The organism is Devosia sp. GW821-FHT12F11 (genome assembly GCF_058806655.1).
On sequence record NZ_JBXAPX010000005.1, the window covers coordinates 148,651 to 169,524 of the forward strand.

Here is a 20,874-nt window from a genome sequence, read left to right on the forward strand (position 1 = left end):
CGTCAATGGAACTGCGCCGTCTCGGTCGAGTCCGCCATGGCCGTCGTGGCGCTCCGCCCCTCGCTGATGGTCATCGACACGGCATCGAAATAGCTCGTGCCCACTTCGCGCTGGTGGCGGGTAGCCGAGAAACCGTGCGCCTCGGCGGCGAACTCCGCTTGCTGCAGGCGCGAATAGGCGGCCATGCCCTCTGCTGCGTAGCCGCGCGCCAGCTCGAACGTGGTGAGGCTCAGGTTGTGGAAACCCGCCAGCGTGATGAACTGGTACTTGTAGCCCATCGCGCCAAGCTCGCGCTGGAACACCCGCATCGCCGCCTCGTCCATGTGCCTGGCCCAATTGAACGAGGGCGAGCAGTTATAGGCCAGCATCTGCTCGGGATGCTCCTTGCGCACCGCCTCGGCGAACCTCCGCGCCTCGGTGAGATCCGGCTTGCTGGTCTCGCACCAGATGAGGTCGGCGTAGGGCGCATAGGCAATGCCGCGGGCGATGGCGGCATCGATCCCGCCCTTGAGCCGGTAAAAGCCCTCTGCCGTACGCTCGCCGGTGACGAATGGCGCATCGTACTCGTCGATGTCCGAGGTGATGAGTCGCGCCGCCTCGGCATCGGTGCGCGCCATGATGAGGGTGGGAACGCCCATCACGTCGGCCGCGAGCCGCGCGGCGTTAAGCGTGCGGATGAACTGGCTGGTCGGCACCAGCACCTTGCCGCCCAGATGCCCGCATTTCTTCTCGCTCGCCAGCTGGTCCTCGAAGTGCACCGCGGCGGCGCCCGCCTCGATCATCGCCTTCATCAGCTCGAACACGTTGAGCGAGCCGCCGAAGCCGGCCTCGGCATCGGCGACGATGGGGACGAAGAAATCGAGATCGGTGGTGGCAACCCCGTCCGCCTGTTCCATCGCCTGGATCTGGTCGGCCCGCTGCAGGGCCTTGTTGATGCGCTTGACCACGGCCGGGACGCTGTCGACCGGGTAGAGGCTCTGGTCGGGATACATGTTGCCCGACGAGTTGGCATCGGCTGCCACCTGCCAGCCGCTGAGGTAGATGGCCTTCAGCCCCGCCTTCACCTGCTGCACGGCCTGGTTGCCGGTGAAGGTGCCAAGCGTCGGAACGAACGCCTCGGTATGGAGCAGTTCCCACAGCCGGCGGGCGCCGTTCTCGGCGAGCGTGTGGCGGATGGGAAGCGAGCCCGCGATCCGGCGCACATCGGCCGGGGTGTAGTTGCGGGCAATGTTGCGCCAGCGGTCCGGAGCGTAGTCCGGGGTGGGGAAGCTTTCGGGAAGCGTCGGCTTGTCGAGCATTTGGGGTCTCCTCCTTGGATAACTTGAGACGTGGTGTCGGCCGACTGCTGTCGCCTCCCGTTCGACGGGGGCGGAGACCACGGCCTCGATTTCAGTGTGGGGTCTCTCCCCTCCCGTTTTGGGGGAGGGGCAGGGCGGGGATCAGCAGACCCCTGGCGTCGAACCTGGCATCAGGCAGGCACCCGCCGCGAGAACGTTGCAGCGATCAGCAATTGGCCGGGGAACAGCTCGTCGGCATAGGGGCCGTTCACCATCGTGAACTTGTGGCGACCAATGCGGCCGGTGATTGCGAAGCCCTCGCGGTCAAGCCCTCTCACCTTGAACTGCCGCATCGCCTCGTCCGTGGTGCGGGCGATGATGGTGACGAATTCTTCGGTTTCGGCGCGGGTCTGGTTCATGGCGTCCTCCTCGGTTGCGTTGTTTGTAAAACTTTGACACATTGCTGGAGGACGGCAATAGGGAACGACATAGCCGGCAGAAAAGCAGTAAAACAGCTGTAAAGCGATGCTGTAAAGCCGGTAAATCTTGTAAAGGAGGAGAGGGTGGAAGAGCTTCAGATCGGCGGCCGCATCGGTCGGTTGCGCCGCCAGCGTTCGATCTCGCAGGCCGACCTCGCATCGGCGATCGGCATCTCGGGGAGCTACCTCAACCTCATCGAGCACAACCGACGCAAGATCACTGTTCCGCTGCTGCTCAAGATCGCCGGCTATTTCGGCGTCGAGCCGGGCGAGCTGGCCGACAGCGACGAGGGCCGGCTGGTTGGCGACCTGATGGAAATGTTCGGCGACGACGTCTTCGCCGACAGCGACATGACCAATGTGGAGGTGCGTGACCTCGCTCACGCCAACCCGGCTGCGGCCCGCGCCATGCTCACGCTGTACGCACGCTTCCGTGCCGGCCCGCGCAAGGCGCCATCAGCATCGGGCGGGGAGCCGGAGCATTTCCACCTCGCAACCGACCGCATCTCGGACTTTCTGCAGGAGCATGCCAACCATTTCCCGAGCCTCGAGGAGGCGGCCGAGCGCATCCGCGCCGACATTGACAACGGCGCCGACGATTTTGCCGCCGGCCTCAGGGTCTATCTGTTCAACGTCTTCGGCACCGAGTTGAGGCTCGCCTCGCTGCCCCACGGTATCGCTCGTACCTACGACCGGGCGCGCAACCAGCTGCTGGTCTCCGACATAGTGCCGGTGGAGACCGCCACCTTCCTCATCGCCCACCAACTGGGGCAGATGGCCGCCAATGCCGAAATCGACGAGCTGGTCACCGAACTGCCCGATGGCGACGCTCCGGCCCTCGGCCGCAACGTGCTCGCCGCCTATTTCGCCGCCGCGCTCATCATGCCCTATGGCCCGTTCCACCGCGCCTGCCGCGACTATCGCTACGACATCGAGCGGCTCGGCCGCCGTTTCGGGGCCAGCTTCGAGCAGGTGGCCCACCGCATGACGACGCTGCAGCGTCCCGGCGCCCTGGGAATCCCGCTCCACCTCATTCGCACCGACATCGCCGGCAACATTTCGAAGCGCTTCTCGCTCTCGGGCCTTCACATCCCGCGCCACTCTGGCGCCTGTCCGCGCTGGAACGTCTACACCGCGTTCCTGAGCCCGGAGCGCGTCAACGTGCAGATCTCGCAGATGCCCGATGGCGAGCGCTATTTCTGCATCGCCCGCGCGTTCTCGAAGGGCGACTATCGCTACAACGCGCCGCTCCGGCACTTCTCGATCGGGCTTGGTTGCTCGATCCTGCATGCGAGGCAAATGATCTACTCGGACGGCATCGATCTCAACAATCCCGCCCAGATCGTCCCGGTCGGCGCCGGCTGCCGCATCTGCCCGCGGATGGAATGCGGCCAGCGCGCGCATCCGCCGGCGGATCACCGGTTCAGGCTGGACGACGCCGTGCGGCCGGAGAGCATCTACGGCAAGATGATGTGAGCCGGACGCGAAGCGCCGGTGGCGAAGCCGGGATCGCCTCCGGCAGCCTTGTGTCGCATAAGGCGCCACTGACGCTCGGCTTACCTGGCGCGCTGGACTGCATCCAGGAACATTTCCCGGAAGCGGGTCCTGTCAAAATCCAGCGCGATCTCGACTTTTCCGGTTCCGCTGCTGGGCTTTTTCGACTCGTCGTAGACGATCATCTGCCCGTAGGAGCGGCCGAACGCGGTGTCTATCGTGGCCTCGACCACGCTGGTGCGCGTTATGAGCGTCGCATCGATTGCGACCGCGGCGATGATTTCGTCCCAGAGGGGCAGGTCTGTCCAGGCATTGCTGGCAAGATAGTCGCTCAACGGCGTTCCCACCTTGGCGATATCGTCCACAAGCGCTTTGTCGACGACGACCGAGGTGTTGATGTGCCCGGTCACAACGATCGAAGGAAAGCCCGCTGTCAGGACGATCTGCGCGGCCTCGGGGTCGAAGACGGTGTTGAAGGCGTCCGTCGACTGCGCTTTGCCCGCCTGAGGATCGAAGTCTGCCTGCGGTCCGTTCGATATGACCAGACGCTTCACGAGAGGGGCAAAGCCTGGGTCCTGCCGAACGGCGAGGGCAATGTTGGTCAACGGCCCGGCGGCAACGATCGTGACTTCACCCGGATACTTGCGCACCTGTTCGATCAGGAAGGTCACCGCTGACCCGGGTTGGGCCTTGATCGTGGGGTTCCCCTCGGGAATTACCGGGATAGCAAGCGGATCGACCCCCTCGCTCGTTTCGTCTTTTTCCGGATCGTTCCAGGCGCCTTTCCAGCTGATGGGACCGTACTCGGCTTCCCAGAGCGCCATCCTTTGCGGTGTGTTGAGCAAGGGATAGCTTGCCCCCTGATAGACCGGCACCTCAGGGTGGCCGGCGATCTCCAGGAAGCGAAGCGCGTGGGCAACGCCCTTGGCGGCCCAGTCGTCGCCGGTCACGCCCGTGAGGCCAAGCAGTTCCACGCCCGGGTCGTTGAGAAACAGGACGATCGGCTGAACATCCGACCCGCCCGGCCCAGTGAAGTCTTGATCGAGGATAAACTTGCTGGCGGCAAGAGATGGAGCGGCCAGCGTCGAGCAGAGGAAGCTTGCGGCAACAAAGAGACGTCGCATGGGGTGCAACTCCGTTCACAAAGGTGGACGAGAGAGCGTATGGGCGGCGGGTTCGCTTGTCAGTCCGGCCAAAATGTGAAACCTCGTTCATAAATATGAACGGGGTGCTGGCGTGGAGATCGATGAAATTCGCGCGTTTCTCGCGGTCGCCCGAGCCGGTTCCCTGTCGAGGGCGGCCCGGGACCATTCCATCGCCAAGGCAACGCTAAGCCTGCGGTTGGCCCGTCTCGAAAACGCCGCCGGCAGCCGCCTGCTCGAGCGAAGCGGGAGTGGGATGTCGCTCACCGAGGCGGGGACGCGGTTCCTGCCGCACGCCGAGGAGGTTGATCATGCTCATCGTCGTGCTCTCGACGCAGCAACAGCCATGACCCCGGTCCTGCGCGGCCTGCTCCGCGTGGGTGTCACTGAACAGTTGGCCACCAACCTCGCGACTCCCCTGGCCCTGCAGTTCACCGAGCAGCATGGTGGGATCACGCTCGACCTGCAGGTGATGCCAGCTGAACGACTGCTGCGGCGAGACTCCGGGCTCGACTGTCTGATTTGTGGCGATCTGCCTGGACTGGAAGAGGGGGCGAGCTTCGTCGCGCAGGGGTTCTACCGCTACCGCCGCCACCTCTATGCCTCGCCTGTCTATCTTGCCGACCGTGGCGTTCCAGATCAACCATCCGACCTGCGACGGCATGATCTCATCGGCAGCCACGCGATGGGCGGGCTGACCGGCTGGCACCTGCAGAAGGGCGATGCCGAAGTGGTCGTGGAGCCAGCGGGACCGCTCTCGACCAACGACGAATGGGTGGCCAAGGTGTGCGTCCTGCAAGCAAGGGGCATCAGTCTGTTCCCCGACTTTTTCGCCCGCGAGCACGTCGACACGGGGGAACTTGTGCCAGTGCTTCCCGACTGGAGCACGCGTGCTGCCTCCGTGACGGTGCTGCATCATCCGCAGCGCAACCAGAACGCCCATATCAGGGCGTTCATCAGCTTCCTCATCACGCACTTTCGAGGCTTTTACAGCTACCCCTATAGCCCGGGCGATCTGATGGACGAGACCCGGACATCATAGGTCGTCCCCGTTACAACGCACCTTGTTGTGCGAAGCTCCCGCAAGCGGCCCACCCTCTCGTGCAGCTCAATGCACGGCCGTCTCGTTCAGGTACTTGTAAAGCGTCGTGCGGCTGATCCCCAGCGCCCGGGCCGCGGCCGAGTAGTTGCCGCCTGCCTCGGCCAGGGCCTTTCGCGCGGCCTCCCGCTTCAGCAGTTCGAGCGCGGTCTCGGGCTTCGGCGCCGCCGGCGTCTGTGTGACCGAGGCGGGAAGCAGATCCACCCCGATCGCCCCGTAAGCCGGTGTCAGGGCCGCCGCCGTCCGCAATACGTTCTTGAGCTCGCGGATATTGCCCGGCCAGTCATGGGCCCGAAGCGCCGCGAGCGCCTCGGGCGTCAGAGTCGCGGGTGCGCCGTCGTCCTGCTGTTCGCGCAGCAGGCGGGAAACGAGCGCGTCGAAATCGCCACGCTCGGCGAGCCGTGGCAGGCTCACGCGGAACCCGGCGAGCCGGTGGTAAAGGTCGGCGCGGAATCCGGCATCGGCTCGAGGCAGGTCGCGGTGTGTGGCGCTGATCACCCGCACGTCGACCGGCATTTCCCTGGTGCCGCCCACCGGCACCACGACCCGCTCCTGCAGCACGCGCAGCAACCTGCTCTGCAGGTGCGCCGGCATGTCGCCGATCTCGTCGAGAAACAGCGTGCCGCCATGCGCCTGCCGGATGCGTCCCGGTGTGCCGGTGCGCGAGGCACCGGTAAAGGCCCCGCCGACATAGCCGAAGAGCTCGGCTTCGATCAGGTGCTCGGGAATCGCCGCGCAGTTGATCGCAACGAAGGGCCCCTTGGCGCGCGTCCCTTCGTTGTGGATGGCCCGCGCCAGCAACTCCTTGCCGGTCCCGGTTTCGCCTTCGATCAGGATGGCGATGTCGGTGGCCCTGAGCCGGCGCAACTGCTCGATCGTCCGGGCGATCGCCGGGTCGCCCCGGTGCAGATCATCAAAGCTCAGCCGGTCCTTCATCCGGTCGAGATCGGCGACCCGGTCATCAGCCCGCAGCCGCGTTGCCGCCACGCCCTTCACCCTGGCAACCGAACCGGTCGTGCGGGCAAAGAAGGTTCGTCCGTCCGGACCTGCAAGCGTCACCGGCACGCCGTCGCCCGCCATCACCTGGGCGCGCAGCGCCTCGATGGGTGTTGCAACGAGGCTGTTGAGATGCACATGCCCCAGCTGATGCGGCGCCGCGCCGAGCGCGAGGAACGCGTGCCGGTTCATCGCCGTAACCGTTCCATCCTCGCGCACCACCATGATGGCCGAGCCCGGCGCGCCGATCGAGCCGGCGCGGGTCGAGAACTCCACCACCATGTCGCGCGGGAATCGTCCCTTGAACATCTGCTGCTCGATCAACTCGACCGTCAGCGACACCAGCCCCATCGTATGTGGGTGCCGGCCGTCGCGATGCGTCGTGACATCGAGTGCCCCGACCACTTGGCCGAACGGATCGAAGATCGGCGAACAGGCGCAGGTCAGGAAGTCGAGTGCGTCGAAGTAGTGCTCGCCGCCGTGCACCTCGACCGCCCGTCGCTCCCGAAGCGCGGTGCCGATGGCGTTTGTGCCCTTCAGCGATTCCCGCCAGTCCCCGCCCGGACTCAGCGCCACACGCTGGGCCGGCGTCACGATTTCGGCGTCGCCGCGCGTATCGAGCACCAGCCCCTCGTTGTTGGTGAGGATGAGCATCGAGTTGGACCCGCCAATCAGCCGCCCCAGCACATCCATGTCGGCGGCCGCGTCGGCGATCAGCTGGCCGGATACATCCTGGGCCTCCCCCAGGCGCGCGCCCGAGAGCACCTCTGCATTGATCGGCATATCGGGCTCGAGGCGCTGCTCGTGGCAGCGCACCCAGGAGCGCAGCACCGGCTGCGGGATCGCTTCGAGCGCGCCGCCGCCGTTCAGGAACCGGTATTTTGCCTGGACGATTTCGTCCATCCATCCCCTCCCGCTGTCCACTTCCTGTTCAGCTCGTGGTCAGCTGTCCATTTGGAACTGTTCAGCTTCTGAACAGTCGGCCCGGCTCTCCTCTGCCGGTCCCTCGTATCCCCTTCGCCCCTCGGCCGGTCCAAACTCGCCCGCTAGCGGTTTGTTTTCCTTGATCTTCGTCAAGCCCCGGCACGATCGGCGGCGGCCTCGAAACCCCCGTTTGGCACGGGCTTTGCGATGTCTTCTGCGAGGCGCCAATGCGAATTATCCAGCGCCGGTGAGGAGAAGACAATGTTCTACGCAAAACCCGGCACCGCGGGTGCCAAGGTCGACTACAAGTCCCGCTACGGCAACTATATCGGGGGCGAGTGGGTCGCCCCGGTCAACGGCCGCTATTTCAACAACGTATCCCCGGTCACCGGCCAGCCCTTCACCGAGATCCCGCGTTCGGACGCGGACGATATCGAAAAGGCGCTCGATGCCGCGCACAAGGCCGCACCGGCCTGGGGACGTACCGACACCACCACCCGCGCCAACACCATGCTCAAGATCGCCGACCGGATGGAGGCGCATCTGGAAGAGCTGGCGCTGGTCGAGACCTTCGAGAACGGCAAGCCAATCCGCGAAACCCTGGCGGCCGACCTGCCGCTGGCCATCGACCATTTCCGCTATTTCGCAGGCGTCCTGCGCAGCCAGGAAGGCACGCTGGCCGAAATCGACAACGACACCGTCGCCTACCACTTCCACGAGCCGCTCGGCGTCGTCGGCCAGATCATCCCGTGGAACTTCCCCATCCTGATGGCCGTATGGAAGCTGGCCCCGGCACTGGCCGCCGGCAACGCCATCGTGCTCAAGCCCGCCGAGCAGACGCCGTGGTCCATCCTCAAGGTGATGGAACTGATCGGCGACCTGCTGCCGCCCGGCGTAATCAACGTCGTCAACGGCTTCGGCCTCGAAGCGGGCAAGCCGCTGGCCAGCTCCAAGCGCATCGCCAAGATCGCCTTTACCGGCGAGACGACGACGGGCAAGCTCATCATGCAGTATGCGTCGGAGAACATCATCCCGGTGACGCTCGAACTGGGCGGCAAGTCGCCGAACATCTTCTTCTCCGACATCTTCGACAGGGACGACGATTTCGCCGACAAGGCGATGGAGGGCTTTGCGCTGTTTGCCCTCAACCAGGGCGAAGTGTGCACCTGCCCATCCCGGGCACTCGTGCACGAGTCGATCTATGACGAGTTCATGGACCGGGCGATCAAGCGCACCAAGGCCATCATCCAGGGCGACCCCTTCAGCACCGAAACCATGATCGGCGCCCAGGCCAGCAAGGAGCAGCTCGAGAAGATCCTCGGCTACATCGAGATCGGCCGCAACGAAGGGGCACGGGTGGCAACGGGCGGCCAGCGCGCGATGCTCGATGGCGACCTGAAGGACGGCTACTACGTCACCCCGACGATCCTCGAAGGCCACAACAAGATGCGTGTCTTCCAGGAAGAGATCTTCGGGCCGGTGGTTTCGGTGACCCGCTTCAAGGATTTCGACGATGCCATCGCCATCGCCAACGATACGCTCTACGGGCTGGGCGCCGGTGTCTGGACCCGCGACGGAGCAACGGCCTATCGCGCCGGCCGCGGTATCGCAGCGGGTCGCGTGTGGACGAACTGCTATCACGCCTATCCCGCCCACGCCGCCTTCGGCGGCTACAAGGGCTCGGGCATCGGGCGCGAGACGCACAAGATGATGCTCGACCATTACCAGCAGACCAAGAACCTGCTGGTCAGCTACAGCCCCAAGAAGCTCGGCTTCTTCTGATCCGACGACCCGGGCACGGCGCCGCTCCTCCAGCGCCGTGCCCGGCGTCTGAGACTACGGCCACCTGATCGGGACGTCCGCTTGGGGTCGGAAACCGGCCTTTGAGCTACAGTTGGCGCAAAACCGCACCTCGGCTTCGCACCAATTTCGTTCGTTCAGAGGGCCGCGACACTCGGGAGGCTGCGAGAATGCAGCGCTCGCGAGAAAAGGGCAGGAGGCGCTCGACGAGCCGGCACAAGGAAGTGCGTCGAGCCACAACCTGCACGGAGTCGCGCCGCGGGGCGGCATCCACCACGCTAGACCGTTTCGAACAGGCCTTGGCGCAAGCCGCCGCCGCGCCGCGACAGGATCACGACCGTGGTCAGAACCAGCATCAGGTCTGCAACCGGCAGAGCGGCCCAGATGCCGGTCTCACCCATAAGGAACGGCAGGATGAAGGTGAGCGGGATTGCGAAGAGGTAGGTTCGCGCCACCGAAAGCAGGGCTGAGCGTTTGGCGTCGCCTATGCTCTGCAGGTAACTGGCAATCATCATCATCGGCCCGAGGGTAAAATAGAGCGCAGCGTAGAAGGGAAGAATGCGGCCGACTTCCGCCACCACCGCGGCATCGGAGACGAACAGGCCGCCCAGGGTATCTCTGAACGCCAGCAAGACGACCTCCACCAGGCCGCAATAGGTGAGGCCGAGGAGCAGCGACAGCCGGAGAGCGGCGCCCGATCGGTCCTTATGACCAGCGCCATAGTTGTTCCCGGCCACAGCCTGCATCGCAAGGCTCAGTCCCAGCAATGGCAGGTAGGCAAAGGTCATCATCCGCGTGACGGCGCCATAAGCAGCGATGATCACATCGTCGCCGGTCGTGACGTGAAGCCTTACCGACGCGATGGTCGCCGCAGCGCCAAGGGCAATCCCGAGAAAGCTCAGGCTGCGCGGTGCCCCCAGCGCAAGGATTTCCATCCACCTCGACCGCCAGTTCAGGTCCGGCGCCGGCACCGGCAGGCGTGCTTTGCCGGCCAGGCGGAACACCAGCATCACCACAAGAGCGACGCCTTGCGCCGCCGCCGTGCCCCAAGCCGATCCGGCTACACCGAGTCCGAGGCCGGCAATGAGCAGGATGTTGAAGGCAATATTCCCGACCGAGACCAGAAGCCCCGCCAGGGCCATGAAGCCGATCTTGCCCTCAACGCGCAGCGCGTCAGAATGGACGGAAACGAGGAACATGATTGGTGAGGTCAGCACGGAAATCGTCAGGAACTGATGCCCCATGGCGACGAGCACCGGGTCCGCTGTAACAGCGGCGATCACTGGTTGACCCAAGGCCAGGAAAGCCACGCCCAGGATGAAGCAGATCAGGGCGGACAACCCGTGAGCGCCGGCAAAGGTGGCCTTTGCCTCTTGCAGTTGACCGGCGCCGATCTGACGCGCCACGATGCTGGCCATGCCCGACGACACCATGGTGGAGACCGCCACCAGCAGCATGGATACGGGGAACATCAAAGTGACGGCGGCGAGTGCCTCCGGACCGACAAAAGCGCCAAGCAGGATGGCGTCGACGACGGTCAGGAGACCATTGATGCTGGTCAAAAAAACAATAGGAAGTGCGGTGCGAAGGACAACCTTCGCGATTGGGTCCCGGGTGAACCCATCGGATGCGGGGGGCATGAGAGCAGCCTCGTTAAGGGCGGGTCATCTCATGGGAGCTCGCTTTGCCATGAACCGCCTTAAGAGGAGCGATCAGGTTCTTCCAGGGCTGAACTTTACCATCGGACTATCCGGCGAGCGGCGGGCGTCAGCAACCGAATGCTCAGTGCTCCACAGCAACGCCGTTGTCAAGGCGCCGTCGGATACGCAAAGCCGCGAGCGCGGATGGTGTCGATTTTGGGGAGGATGCCGTGCGCTTCTGACGCCGAACTCGGGCGCAGAGCTGCAATCGCCGGCATGAAGACGAATGCCCGCTTCGGGATACCTGACTCAAGACTGAGCGACCGCAATGAGCAGCCGTCGCTGTGACAGGTCCGCTTTGGGCCAGAAGCGGACATCGGGCAGCGTCCGCTCAGCGCCAAAAGCGGTCCCTGACGCGATACCGTACAGCGCAGCAGCGCTGACCCGCACCAGACCTAAGGCTGCGCCAGCTTTCCAGCCGAGACGTCCCGCGCGAGCGCAATAAATGCCTGGAAGGCCGCCGAAGAATTGCGTCGATTGTAGTAGTAGAGGCATAGCGGCACGAGCGGCGGCGTCCAGTCTTCGAGAATGCGCACGAGCCGTCCCGCAGCGATGTCTTCTCTGACATCGCTTTCCATGAAGTACCCGACGCCCACGCCGTTCGCCGCCGCGATCCGCGTAAGTGAGGCTTCGTCCAGGGTGATCGGTCCCTCCACGTCGAGCTGTATTTGCTCGCCCTCCTTCTCGAACCGCCATCGGAGCAGTGCGCCATCAGGAAGCCGCCCGCGAATGCAGGGGAGAGAGAGCAGGTCCTGCGGCACGCGGGGGATAGGGCGGTCCTGGAAAAAGCCGGGCGATGCGGCAACCACAATGCTTCGTGTCTGCCCCAGCGGTATCGCGATTGCATTACTGGGCACGAGATTCGCGCTGCGCACTCCCAGATCGAAGCCCGCCGCTACGACGTCGATGAGCCGCCCCTCGGTCACGATGTCGATGTGAACCTGGGGATAGCGCCGCAGATAGCCCAAGACCAGTGGCGACATGATCTCGCGCGCTGCCGTCGCGAAGGCATTGATGCGTAAGGTCCCGGACGGCGTCTCCTGTTGAGAGCGTGCCGTGTTCATGGCCTTTTGGATGCCTTCGAGCGCCGGCTTGATCTGTGCGACGAAGATCCGCCCCGCGTAGGTAAGCGAGACGCTGCGGGTGGTGCGATTGAAAATTCGCACGTCAAGTGCCCGCTCGAGCTTTCCTACGGCGTTGCTGACGGCCGTGGTCGACATCCCAAGTTCCAGCGCCGCTGCCCGAAACGAGCCGCAGCGGACGATGGCCAGAACCGCCTCAAGTTCGATCAGCGAATGACGAGACATTATCCCGGTTTCCGTGACACGCTATGCCGCTTTGTCTCGATTATCAGGCGAAAAGTCCATCACTAAGTTAGCGTCATCACCACCACGGAGATGACCAATGTCACTGCACTTAGCCAAGCCGATCGCCGACTTTATCGAGGCAAATGCTCGTCTCGATCTCGACGGCATGTTGACGCCTTTTTTGCCGGACGCCGTCTTCATCGACAACGGCAAGCACTTCGAAGGGAAGGCGGCGATCCGCCATTTGTTCGAGCAGGAGGTGATCCCGGTAAAGGCGATCTTCACGCCTGAAACGGTTCGGAAAGAAGACGGCCATGTCGTACTGGAAGGTCCAGCTCACGGCGACTTCCCGGGCAGCCCGATCCACTTCACCTATCGCTTCACATTGGCGAACGACGCCATCAAGACCCTGGAGACCACGGTATGAACGCCCTGGCAGATCCCAGCGAGTTCGCCGGCCAGCGCGTGCTCGTCAGTGGTGGCACGAAGGGCTTGGGCCGCGCCACGGTCGAGCGCTTTGTTGCCGGCGGAGCCAGTGTCGTCACCGCCGCCCGCACGATCAAGGACCCTATCGAAGGCGTCGAATATGTCCCGGCGGACCTGACCACTGCGGAGGGCAGCGATGCGCTGACCAAGGCGGCACTTGAGCGTCTGGGCGGCATTGACATTCTCGTTCACGTCCTCGGTGGGTCGACGTCACCTGCGGGTGGTTTCACCGCTTTGACGGATGACCACTGGCTCGCAGAACTGAACCTGAACCTGTTGGCGACCGTTCGGCTCGACCGCCTGCTGATCCCGAAGATGCTTGAGCGGGGCAAAGGTACTGTCGTGCATATCACCTCAATCCAGTCGGTACTGCCTCTGCCTGAATCCACGACGGGCTATGCCGCCGCGAAGGCCGCGCTGAGAACCTACAGCAAGTCGATCTCGAAAGAGCTCGGGCCCAAGGGCGTGCGGGTCAATTCGGTCTCGCCAGGCTGGATCATGACAGAAGCAACCGCAGACTTTCTCGAAATCTTGCGGACCGCCAACGGCGGCACGGTCGAGCAGGCTCGTCAGTCCGTCCTCGACGCCTTGGGCGGCATCTCAATCGGACGCGGCGCCGAGCCCGAAGAGGTGGCCGACCTCATCGCCTACCTAGCGTCTGCTCGTGCTGCCGCAATCCATGGCGCGGAATTTGTCATCGATGGCGGCACCATCAGGACCGTTTAGGAAAGGGATATCCATTGGAACCGGAGACCACTTTGGGCCAAAAGGCGCCATCGCGATAGCCAACACCGGCCAGGTCACATCAGGGTTTTGACCCGCTGCTTGCGTGTCACAAATGATCCGATCCAACTCTGATGTGACAGGTAGAGCGACGCACCGGTGACGCCACCTCAGGGTATACCCCGATGTGACGAGCGACCGCTTAGCGCCATAAAGAGTCGTCGCGAGCCGGCGGCTTCTGCGCTCAAACCTGCAGCCCAGCTTTCCGTGCGCCCTCGAGGACCATTTTGGTCTGCCTTGGCCGCACGGCGGTGCGGTTAAGCCGCTCCGCCATGACATAGCTCGGATTGATCGTCATCAGCTCCGCCCAGACCCGCCGCGCCTCGTCGATCTTGCCGAGATGACCGAGAGCGGCCGCGAGGTAGCCACGCGACGTGTCGGTCTCGGGCATCAGTAGGATGCGTTCTCGGAACAGGGCGGCCGCTGTCTCGTAGCGACCGCCGTAGAAATAAGCCCTGCCGAGGAACTGGAGACACACTAGGGTCCTGCCTAGCGACGGGTCGAGGCGCATGCACCGCTCAAAGTGGGGAATAGCCTGTAGTGGCACATCATCTACTAGGCAAAGGTGGCCTTGGATATCGCTGGCAATCAATGCCTGCGGGTTGAGCGCGATGACCACCGAAGAGTCCTGACGAAACCGGTCCAAATCGTGGGTCAGAACAGCTGTAAGTGCCGAAACGAAGCGACCAAAGGCGTGGTTCGGGGCGAGCTCGACCATCCTGTCCGCGAGTCTCCGCGCGTCCCCAAGCGAGCGGTCGGGGTCGTCGCTCCAGCGGTTCAGGTAGTCAAAGTTGTATGCGATTGCGAGCTCACCCATCGCATCGACGTAGACTGGATCGTGTTCAATGGCGCGCTGAAGCAGGTCGGTTGTGCGCCTGTGAACCTCCAGGTTCTGCGTCGGTCCGTTGAGGAGCGCGCGGCCGCGCATCAGCAGATCCAGAGCCTCGACGTTATTGGTACCACCGTCGGCCGCGCTTGCCGTTTGCGCCGAGGTCAGCGTGAGCCGGAGCGCATCGACGATCCGACGCGTCACCTCGTCCTGGATGGCGAAGACGTCCGACAGCTCACGATCAAAGGTTTCCGCCCAGACGTGAGCACTACTGCCGGCGTCCGCGAGCTGCGCGCTCATACGCAAGCGGTTGCCGCCGCGCCGCACGCTGCCCGACAACACGTAGCGCACGTCGAGATCGCCACCGACCTTACGCACGTCGATGTCGTTGCCGCGGTAGGCAAAGCTTGAGTTCCGCGCAATCACCGTGAGCCCCGGGAGCTTGCCGAGGGCGACGATGATCTCTTCTGCTAGCCCGTCGGCGAAGAAGGCCTGCTCGGGGTCGCTACTGAGGTTGACGAACGGCAGGACCGCGATCGAGGTCCGCTCATGCCTGACTAAGGAACCCGACGAGTGCGAAACCAACCGGTAGCCGATGCGGGGCACGGTGACGATCCAGTCGCCGCCTGCGGGCGAGGGACCAAGAGCCTTCCGAAGATTGGCGATCTGGACAGTGAGGTTGCCTTCCTCGACAGCCAAGCCGTTCCACGCGGCGTCCATCAGCTCGGCCTTGGTCAGGACCTCGCCCGGTCGCGTCAACAGCGCTTCGAGCAGGGTCGCAGCGCGTGTGCCCAGAGCAGGCAGGACGGAGCCATCACGCCAGACTGTCTGGGTCCGGCGCTCGAACTCGAAGGGGCCGTATTTCAATCGCCCGTCCATTGCCTCGCTTTGGAAGTCCTTTGGAACAATTGAGGGCCGCTTCAATACTACAGCGCGTGCCCCTGCGACACTGCCCCCGTCATTCTATCCGTAGACGGGAGGGCGAACAAATGTACATCTACCACGAGGGCTACTGCGACGCGTATTACACCGGCGCCATTCTGGAAGAGGTGAGGGTGCGAGACCGGCGCGACGACGACTCGACTTATGAGCCCATCCAGATGCCCGCGATCCTCAATTGGCTGGTCATCATGAGCGTAGCTCTTTGCGTCATCTTCACGACCATTCACGTTCTGAGCTGAGGGGGGGCCGGAGAATGGCGCGACGCGATCGGAAAATGCGGCTCACGGAGGCGCACCTAGCGCTGTTGCCCGGCAAGATCGAGGATCCAAGTCCTATGCTGCTCGACGGCGGGCCGCGGCCCGACAGCTACTACGCTGCGGTAACTGAGAACCTGATCCGTGCGGTGCCTCCAGGTGACGACATGTGGCTCTTCGCTTGTGGCTCGCTTATCTGGAACAAGCGCTTCACCCACGTCGAAGAGCGGACCGGTGTGGTCCGCGGCTGGCATCGCGACTTTTGTCTGGGTCCCGACATCCGCTTCCGGGGCAACCCGCAAGCGCCGGGATACATGCTGTCCCTTGATCGAGGGGGGCAGTGTAAAGGCATGGTCTATCGCCTTCCGTCCGAAGGTCTTGCCGCCAATCTCGAGGGTTTGCTCCGGAAAGAGCCGCCCTTTCCACCTCGCTGGGTGACGGTTGCCACTTCGGTGGGCAAGGTCCGGGCTTTTGCATTTACCCACCCGGGAAAGGGCACTGACTACACCGGCCACCTATCCGACGAGGCGGTTGCCGACGCCATCGCGAGTGCGGTCGGGATCGTCGGCTCCATGGCCCAGTACGTGTATCTGACGGCACTACACCTCGAGCAGCTGGGCCTCTGCGACGATCGGTTGTGGCGGATGCAGGAAATGGTTGCCGAGCGGATCGAGCTGGCCTTCCCGGGGCGCATTCCGGGCTGACCTATGGCGACGTTACTTGGCTGGGAGTGTTCTCTGGTTGCGCAGCGGCGGACGTCCGTTTTGGCCAGAAGCGGTCCTCTACAAGTGACCGCCTCGCGCCAATTAGAGACCCAACTCCTGCAGGACTGACTGTTTAGGACGCGTTCCAACCATCTCGGGCGCGGCCCATTCCCAAGGGGCCGTTAGTCAAGCGTTCGGCATCAATGGTTGCGCAAGTGAGCTGCAAGCCAACGGTCAGGTGGATCGAAAAGCGCCATCTCGTCTTTGGTGGGCGGCTCGAAAAGTTTCGACCACCTGAGCAGATCGGAGCGAGATATGTCGAATGTCCCAGCGGGAAGCGCGTCATTTCGTCGAGAAATCCGATGCCACAACTTCTCGAAGCTGGCATCAAGGAAGCAAAGTACGATCTGCGCGCCAAGGGGGCGAACCTCCTGCCTCAAGGTGTCACGTTCCGTTCGTGACCACACACCCCAGTCAACGACGACGTTGCAACCCAACCTTACCGTTCTCCGGGCAACCTCCCATTGGACCATCTCGACGCGCCCACGGCAGGGACCGGTTTCTGCCTTTGGAGTAGAGATGCCAGGGTAGAGTTTGTGCATCCAGTCGTCTCCAGTGAGACGCAGGGCGGGTGCTTCCCGCTCAATAATCTTGGCTAATGAAGTTTTGCCGGAGCCAGGAAGGCCGCAAGTCAGGTAAAGTACGGGCATGTGAAATCTCTGATCAGGGCGTAGCAGTAGGAGGCGTCCCGACACATGTCGTGACGCCGCTTGCTCAATGCCGCTTGCTGCGGCCGATCAGATGATTGTTGCCATGCTCGTGCTTGTAGTGACGGGTTTGCACTCTGGTCAAGATGGTAGCTAGGTGCCCCAGCGAAAGCGCCTTGGGCGTGGAAGTAGATGATGCGCTTCGGCTCGCGGAGCCGATCGAGCTTTGGTCGTTGGCGCGAGACAAAGGTCGGTTTCGCGCAAACGGCGGTTATCGACTGCCCGCACCCTTGCCTCGACCCGGGACCCCGATATGGTTCCTGCAGTCGGGATACGTAGAGGGCTTGAACCATGAAGTATGTGATCGGATGGTTACGAATGAAGCCGGGTAAACGGGAGGAGCTTCTCGTTCGCATACGACCATTCGTAGCGCAGTCGCAAAAGGAGGACGGCGTCGGCTTCTTCGAGGTGAACCCAAGCGACAGCGACCCGGATGTCGTAGTGTTCTCTGAATGCTACGACAGCGAAGAGGTGCACCAGCGCCATCTGGCAACGCCTGAGCATGATGCGTTGCTGGCAGATATTGCAAGGATCGGGATCGGGGGGCGGTTCGAGCATATTTATGCCGAGCACCGCGCCGTCCACAATCTCGCTTTCTAGATCGTAGTATGGTCGATGGACCCTAGGTTCGACCGAGGCGTTCGCAAATGTGCGCCACCATGGCTCTAGCTTCCTCTGCGGCCGCGAGGATCGTCCCGGACTTGCGGGTCACTGCAAAGTCGAGGCCGGGATAGTAGAGTCCGCCGGCACCGATGCCGTTCACGTGGTTTGGCTGTTGGTCCGCTGTCAAGGCGCCGGGCACCTTGATCCAGCTGAAATCGCCGTCAAACCCCGTGCACCAGATAACTGTGCGGATGCCATAAGCGGCCAGGTTCAGCGAAGTGATCGGCGGGGACGGAAGCTGTGCGGCCGCCACCTCCGCCGGATCATCCGTAGCGGGCGGTGCCGCGATGCCTTCGCGCGCGATATAGTCGTCGACACGGCCACGCAGAGCTGCAGCCGCTTCATCCGCAAAGTTGACGTTGGTCGCCGCGTCTTCCCCGAACGTTAGCACCATGCCGTCGACGCCTTCGAGCCTCCCGAGGAGCGTGACGCCTTGTGCGCTGAGGCCTTGCAGGCTGAGCGTTTCGAGGGCGCCTTGCAGGCTACGAGCTGGGACGGCACCCGACGGGAGAACGAACTCCTCGCGTCGCTGCTCCAACGCGCCTGCTTCGACCAGCCAGAAAGCCAGAAGTCTCCCGCGATAGTTTCGCGCTAGCCGGCCGGTTTTGCTTGTGGCGAGAAAAACCTCGCGACCCGCGTCAGCAAGATCCTTGGCAATCTGGCCACCTGACTGCCCGCTGCCCACCACCAGCACAGCCCCAGGTTCCAGCGCAGCGGCAGAGCGATAGCTCGAGGCGTCAATCTGGTCGACATCCTCCGGGATCTGCCGTGACAGGGCCGGACGTCTTGCCCGATTGAGGCTGCCGCTGGCGGCGACCACATTCCGCGCCATCAATTGTCGCGCGTCCGTCCTAACGACAAAGCCGTTTGCAGTGTCAGGCGTCACTTCGACAACCGACTCGCCCAATTGGATCGGCAGGCCGTGCCGGGCGACGTAGTCCTCCAGCAGCGCGACGAATTCATCGCGGGTCATCGCCCCTTCCGGCTCATTTCCCTCATAACGATCGCCGGGCAACATCGAGAGCACATTCGGAAGGTTGAAGTGAAAGGAATCCCAGCGCTGGGTGCGCCAGGTTTCACCGATGCGGCCACGTTCGATCACCACATGGGGAACGCCCGCGGCTCGGAGGCCATGACTCACGCTGAGGCCAGCCCAGCCGGCGCCGATCACGACCACGTCAAGAATCTCGGTCACGTAGATCCTCCGAAAATGTCAAACCGGCTGCGATCGACTAGCTGCTCGGACTTTCTCGTGTCGGCCCTTTGCCTCCCGCGGGCATCATAGTTTAGGCCCGCGGTGCTGTCAGCCGGCACCGTGGATGGTCGCCTGATAGTCTGATCGTCGGACAGGTCTTGCCGAGCGCCTGCGCAGTGACCGCTGTGGGCCATAAGTGGCCCGAGTTAGGTCCGCTACGCGCCAAATGCGGACATTCCTGCGGGCAGTTTGTGGCCTACTTCCCCGCCCCGCCCAACAGGCCGCGGACGAACGATTTCTGGAACAGCAGGTAAGCCGCCATCACCGGCAGGATCGACACCACGGTCGAGGCCATCAGCGGTCCGTACTCGACCTGCAGGCTGCTGGCAAAGGCCGAGATCGCGACAGTGGCTGGCCGCGCCCGGTCGCTGGTGGTGAGGGTGATGGCGAACAGCAGGTCGTTCCAGATGGCGCGGCTCTGGATGATGGCGAGCGCCGCAAGGCCAGAACTAGAAGCCGGCAAGAGCAGCCTCCAAAAATAGGTGGCAGGACGGCAGCCATCGATCAGTGCCGCCTCGTACATCGAGCGCGGCACCGAGGCAAAGAAGTTGCGCATGAAGAAGGTGCAGAATGGCACAGCGTAGGCAGCGTGAACCAGCCACATGCCGGGAATCGTATCGTAAAGCCCGATCTTCTGGATGAGGAAGAACAACGGAATCTGTACGATTTGGAACGGTACCAGCATGCCGGTGAGGAGGATGAAGTATACTACCTTGCCGCTCGCTCCCCGCATGTAGGCGAGCGGATATCCGGCAATGGCGCCGACCAGCAGCGACAGGCCAACCGCCGGCGCGGTGATCAACAGCGAGTTGAGGAAGGTACGGCCTGCACGCTCAAAGGCTATGGCGTAGTTCTGCCAATAGAGCTGGCTGGGAATGGACAGGACGCGCGTCACCTCCGACGGGCTCTTGAACGAGGTCAGAACTGCGACGATGAGCGGCGCGAGGAAGATGATCGCCATGCCAATCAGCACGGTGCGCGTGAGCACCGTCTGGCGCTGTGCGAGGGAGGACGGCGTGCTCATTATTCGGCCTCGCTGTCCTGGACGCGCCGGGACATGTAGACGATGTAGGGCATGATGATGATGGCGGCGATGACGAACAGGCAGACCGCCACGGCTGAGGCCCGGCCCATGTCGAAGCGGCCGAAGGCAAGGTCGTACATCTGCGTTGCCAGCACTTCGGACGCATAGGCCGGGCCACCCTTGGTCATCGACCAGACCACGTCGAACAGCCGCATCGCATCAATTGCCGCCATTCCGAGCACGATGATCGTCGAGGGCCAGAGCAGCGGGAAGCTGACCTTCCAGAACACCTGCCAGGGGCTGGCGCCTTCGATACGAGCCGCCTCGATGCACTCGGCGGGGATGTTGCGCAGGCCGGCGAAGAACACGAGGAAGGCAAATCCTGTCGTCCACCAGGCGACCGCCCCCATCAGCGACAGGTTCACGACCGATGGGTCACCCAGCCAGTTCTGCGCCAACCCGCCAAGCCCCACCAGCTTCATCGCCGAGGTCACGAGGCCGTTGTCAGGCTCGTACATCCAGCGCCAGATGGCGGCCACGGCGACTGCGGGAATGGTGAAGGGCAGGAAGAAGATGATGCGGAAGGCCTGCTCACCTCGGATGCCGCGATCGAGGATGGCTGCCAGCAGCAGGCCGATTCCGGTCGGCACGAGGAGCATGAACCCCACCCACAGCACGTTGTTCAAGACGGCGTGGAGGAATCTCGGCTGGCCCAGCAGCACGGCATAGTTGGTCAGCCCGAGGAACTTCATGCGGGGCGCAAAGCCATCCCAGTCGTGCAGCGACAGCCAGACGCTGGAGATGACCGGATACACGTAGAAGATCACAAACAGCAGGGTCGGCAGCACCAGGAACGCCATGTGCGTCCGTTCGGCGGAGTTCATCGTGTATTTTCGGGCGGCCATCGACCTGCTCATGGATGCGTCATGCGGAACGAGGCGGCAACCTG

General features: G+C 63.4%; 19 protein-coding genes. 8 read left to right on the forward strand and 11 right to left on the reverse strand.

Features of this window, described 5'->3' with window-relative positions:
* Positions 1–2: 2 nt before the first annotated feature.
* Both aceA and AC1ROK_RS16195 read right to left on the reverse strand, forming a co-directional pair.
* Positions 3–1,298, reverse strand: a complete 1,296-nt coding sequence (aceA, locus tag AC1ROK_RS16190; protein WP_492848696.1) for an isocitrate lyase — start codon at positions 1,296–1,298, stop codon at positions 3–5.
* A 170-nt stretch (positions 1,299–1,468) separates the two neighbouring features.
* Entirely contained in the window at positions 1,469–1,696 is a 228-nt protein-coding gene (locus tag AC1ROK_RS16195; RefSeq protein WP_492848698.1) for a hypothetical protein, read from the reverse strand.
* Positions 1,697–1,840: 144 nt separating this feature from the next.
* Here AC1ROK_RS16195 and AC1ROK_RS16200 point away from each other — a divergent pair, with 144 nt between their 5' ends.
* Positions 1,841–3,232, forward strand: coding sequence for a helix-turn-helix domain-containing protein (locus AC1ROK_RS16200; RefSeq protein WP_492848699.1), 1,392 nt, complete (start codon positions 1,841–1,843; stop codon positions 3,230–3,232).
* 80 nt (positions 3,233–3,312) lie between these two features.
* Here AC1ROK_RS16200 and AC1ROK_RS16205 read toward each other — a convergent pair whose 3' ends face one another.
* Positions 3,313–4,374 carry a nucleoside hydrolase gene (locus AC1ROK_RS16205; protein WP_492848702.1) on the reverse strand — a complete coding sequence of 354 codons (1,062 nt, stop codon included), beginning with the start codon at positions 4,372–4,374 and terminating at the stop codon, positions 3,313–3,315.
* 112 nt (positions 4,375–4,486) lie between these two features.
* Here AC1ROK_RS16205 and AC1ROK_RS16210 point away from each other — a divergent pair, with 112 nt between their 5' ends.
* The gene (locus AC1ROK_RS16210) at positions 4,487–5,434 is read left to right on the forward strand and encodes a LysR family transcriptional regulator (RefSeq protein WP_492848704.1); all 948 of its coding nucleotides are present in this window, start codon (positions 4,487–4,489) and stop codon (positions 5,432–5,434) included.
* Positions 5,435–5,500: 66 nt separating this feature from the next.
* Here AC1ROK_RS16210 and AC1ROK_RS16215 read toward each other — a convergent pair whose 3' ends face one another.
* Positions 5,501–7,390, reverse strand: a complete 1,890-nt coding sequence (locus tag AC1ROK_RS16215) for a sigma-54-dependent Fis family transcriptional regulator (RefSeq protein WP_492848706.1) — start codon at positions 7,388–7,390, stop codon at positions 5,501–5,503.
* 282 nt (positions 7,391–7,672) lie between these two features.
* Between AC1ROK_RS16215 and adh the strand changes: the two genes are divergently transcribed.
* Positions 7,673–9,193, forward strand: a complete 1,521-nt coding sequence (adh, locus tag AC1ROK_RS16220) for an aldehyde dehydrogenase (protein ID WP_492848708.1) — start codon at positions 7,673–7,675, stop codon at positions 9,191–9,193.
* Between the two features lie 296 nt (positions 9,194–9,489).
* Here adh and AC1ROK_RS16225 read toward each other — a convergent pair whose 3' ends face one another.
* Complete coding sequence (locus tag AC1ROK_RS16225) at positions 9,490–10,851, reverse strand: MATE family efflux transporter (protein WP_492848710.1); 1,362 nt, start codon at positions 10,849–10,851, stop codon at positions 9,490–9,492.
* Positions 10,852–11,306: 455 nt separating this feature from the next.
* Positions 11,307–12,218 (reverse strand): LysR family transcriptional regulator, encoded by a 912-nt coding sequence (locus AC1ROK_RS16230; RefSeq protein ID WP_492848712.1) that lies wholly within the window; start codon positions 12,216–12,218, stop codon positions 11,307–11,309.
* A 97-nt stretch (positions 12,219–12,315) separates the two neighbouring features.
* Between AC1ROK_RS16230 and AC1ROK_RS16235 the strand changes: the two genes are divergently transcribed.
* Together AC1ROK_RS16235 and AC1ROK_RS16240 are read left to right on the forward strand one after the other, a co-directional pair.
* Positions 12,316–12,645: a nuclear transport factor 2 family protein gene (locus AC1ROK_RS16235; protein ID WP_492848714.1), complete on the forward strand. Its 330-nt coding sequence runs from the start codon at positions 12,316–12,318 to the stop codon at positions 12,643–12,645.
* On the forward strand, positions 12,642–13,430 hold the full coding sequence (locus AC1ROK_RS16240; protein WP_492848716.1) for an SDR family oxidoreductase: 789 nt from the start codon (positions 12,642–12,644) through the stop codon (positions 13,428–13,430). The genes AC1ROK_RS16235 and AC1ROK_RS16240 overlap by 4 nt, the downstream gene beginning before the upstream one ends.
* Before the next feature lie 241 nt (positions 13,431–13,671).
* Here AC1ROK_RS16240 and AC1ROK_RS16245 read toward each other — a convergent pair whose 3' ends face one another.
* On the reverse strand, positions 13,672–15,183 hold the full coding sequence (locus AC1ROK_RS16245; protein ID WP_492848718.1) for a winged helix-turn-helix domain-containing tetratricopeptide repeat protein: 1,512 nt from the start codon (positions 15,181–15,183) through the stop codon (positions 13,672–13,674).
* A gap of 122 nt (positions 15,184–15,305) precedes the next feature.
* Here AC1ROK_RS16245 and AC1ROK_RS16250 point away from each other — a divergent pair, with 122 nt between their 5' ends.
* Both AC1ROK_RS16250 and AC1ROK_RS16255 read left to right on the forward strand, forming a co-directional pair.
* Positions 15,306–15,497 carry a hypothetical protein gene (locus AC1ROK_RS16250; protein WP_492848720.1) on the forward strand — a complete coding sequence of 64 codons (192 nt, stop codon included), beginning with the start codon at positions 15,306–15,308 and terminating at the stop codon, positions 15,495–15,497.
* Positions 15,498–15,592: 95 nt separating this feature from the next.
* A complete protein-coding gene (locus tag AC1ROK_RS16255; protein ID WP_492848722.1) occupies positions 15,593–16,216 on the forward strand; it encodes a gamma-glutamylcyclotransferase in 624 nt (207 codons plus the stop codon).
* Between the two features lie 200 nt (positions 16,217–16,416).
* On the opposite strand, the gene AC1ROK_RS16260 is transcribed toward AC1ROK_RS16255, so the two are convergent.
* Positions 16,417–16,926, reverse strand: coding sequence for a P-loop nucleotide/nucleoside kinase family protein (locus AC1ROK_RS16260; protein ID WP_492848724.1), 510 nt, complete (start codon positions 16,924–16,926; stop codon positions 16,417–16,419).
* A gap of 348 nt (positions 16,927–17,274) precedes the next feature.
* On the opposite strand from AC1ROK_RS16260, the gene AC1ROK_RS16265 reads away from it, so the two are divergent.
* The gene (locus AC1ROK_RS16265; RefSeq protein ID WP_492848726.1) at positions 17,275–17,583 is read left to right on the forward strand and encodes a putative quinol monooxygenase; all 309 of its coding nucleotides are present in this window, start codon (positions 17,275–17,277) and stop codon (positions 17,581–17,583) included.
* 22 nt (positions 17,584–17,605) lie between these two features.
* On the opposite strand, the gene AC1ROK_RS16270 is transcribed toward AC1ROK_RS16265, so the two are convergent.
* From AC1ROK_RS16270 to AC1ROK_RS16280, 3 genes are all read right to left on the reverse strand, one after another.
* Complete coding sequence (locus AC1ROK_RS16270; protein ID WP_492848728.1) at positions 17,606–18,841, reverse strand: flavin-containing monooxygenase; 1,236 nt, start codon at positions 18,839–18,841, stop codon at positions 17,606–17,608.
* 256 nt (positions 18,842–19,097) lie between these two features.
* Entirely contained in the window at positions 19,098–19,925 is an 828-nt protein-coding gene (locus tag AC1ROK_RS16275; RefSeq protein WP_492848730.1) for a carbohydrate ABC transporter permease, read from the reverse strand.
* Positions 19,925–20,830 (reverse strand): carbohydrate ABC transporter permease, encoded by a 906-nt coding sequence (locus AC1ROK_RS16280; protein WP_492848732.1) that lies wholly within the window; start codon positions 20,828–20,830, stop codon positions 19,925–19,927. The genes AC1ROK_RS16275 and AC1ROK_RS16280 overlap by 1 nt, the downstream gene beginning before the upstream one ends.
* Positions 20,831–20,874: the final 44 nt, after the last annotated feature.

Bases quoted from the DNA above. Each gene is read 5' to 3' on its own strand.
- AC1ROK_RS16230 (WP_492848712.1), bottom strand. From the start codon at position 12,218: ATGTCTCGTCATTCGCTGATCGAACTTGAGGCGGTTCTGGCCATCGTC.
- AC1ROK_RS16225 (WP_492848710.1), bottom strand. From the start codon at position 10,851: ATGCCCCCCGCATCCGATGGGTTCACCCGGGACCCAATCGCGAAGGTT.
- AC1ROK_RS16240 (WP_492848716.1), top strand. From the start codon at position 12,642: ATGAACGCCCTGGCAGATCCCAGCGAGTTCGCCGGCCAGCGCGTGCTC.
- AC1ROK_RS16265 (WP_492848726.1), top strand. From the start codon at position 17,275: ATGAAGTATGTGATCGGATGGTTACGAATGAAGCCGGGTAAACGGGAG.
- AC1ROK_RS16280 (WP_492848732.1), bottom strand. From the start codon at position 20,830: ATGGCCGCCCGAAAATACACGATGAACTCCGCCGAACGGACGCACATG.
- AC1ROK_RS16235 (WP_492848714.1), top strand. From the start codon at position 12,316: ATGTCACTGCACTTAGCCAAGCCGATCGCCGACTTTATCGAGGCAAAT.
- adh (WP_492848708.1), top strand. From the start codon at position 7,673: ATGTTCTACGCAAAACCCGGCACCGCGGGTGCCAAGGTCGACTACAAG.
- AC1ROK_RS16215 (WP_492848706.1), bottom strand. From the start codon at position 7,390: ATGGACGAAATCGTCCAGGCAAAATACCGGTTCCTGAACGGCGGCGGC.
- AC1ROK_RS16260 (WP_492848724.1), bottom strand. From the start codon at position 16,926: ATGCCCGTACTTTACCTGACTTGCGGCCTTCCTGGCTCCGGCAAAACT.
- AC1ROK_RS16195 (WP_492848698.1), bottom strand. From the start codon at position 1,696: ATGAACCAGACCCGCGCCGAAACCGAAGAATTCGTCACCATCATCGCC.
- AC1ROK_RS16255 (WP_492848722.1), top strand. From the start codon at position 15,593: ATGCTGCTCGACGGCGGGCCGCGGCCCGACAGCTACTACGCTGCGGTA.
- AC1ROK_RS16205 (WP_492848702.1), bottom strand. From the start codon at position 4,374: ATGCGACGTCTCTTTGTTGCCGCAAGCTTCCTCTGCTCGACGCTGGCC.
- AC1ROK_RS16250 (WP_492848720.1), top strand. From the start codon at position 15,306: ATGTACATCTACCACGAGGGCTACTGCGACGCGTATTACACCGGCGCC.
- aceA (WP_492848696.1), bottom strand. From the start codon at position 1,298: ATGCTCGACAAGCCGACGCTTCCCGAAAGCTTCCCCACCCCGGACTAC.
- AC1ROK_RS16275 (WP_492848730.1), bottom strand. From the start codon at position 19,925: ATGAGCACGCCGTCCTCCCTCGCACAGCGCCAGACGGTGCTCACGCGC.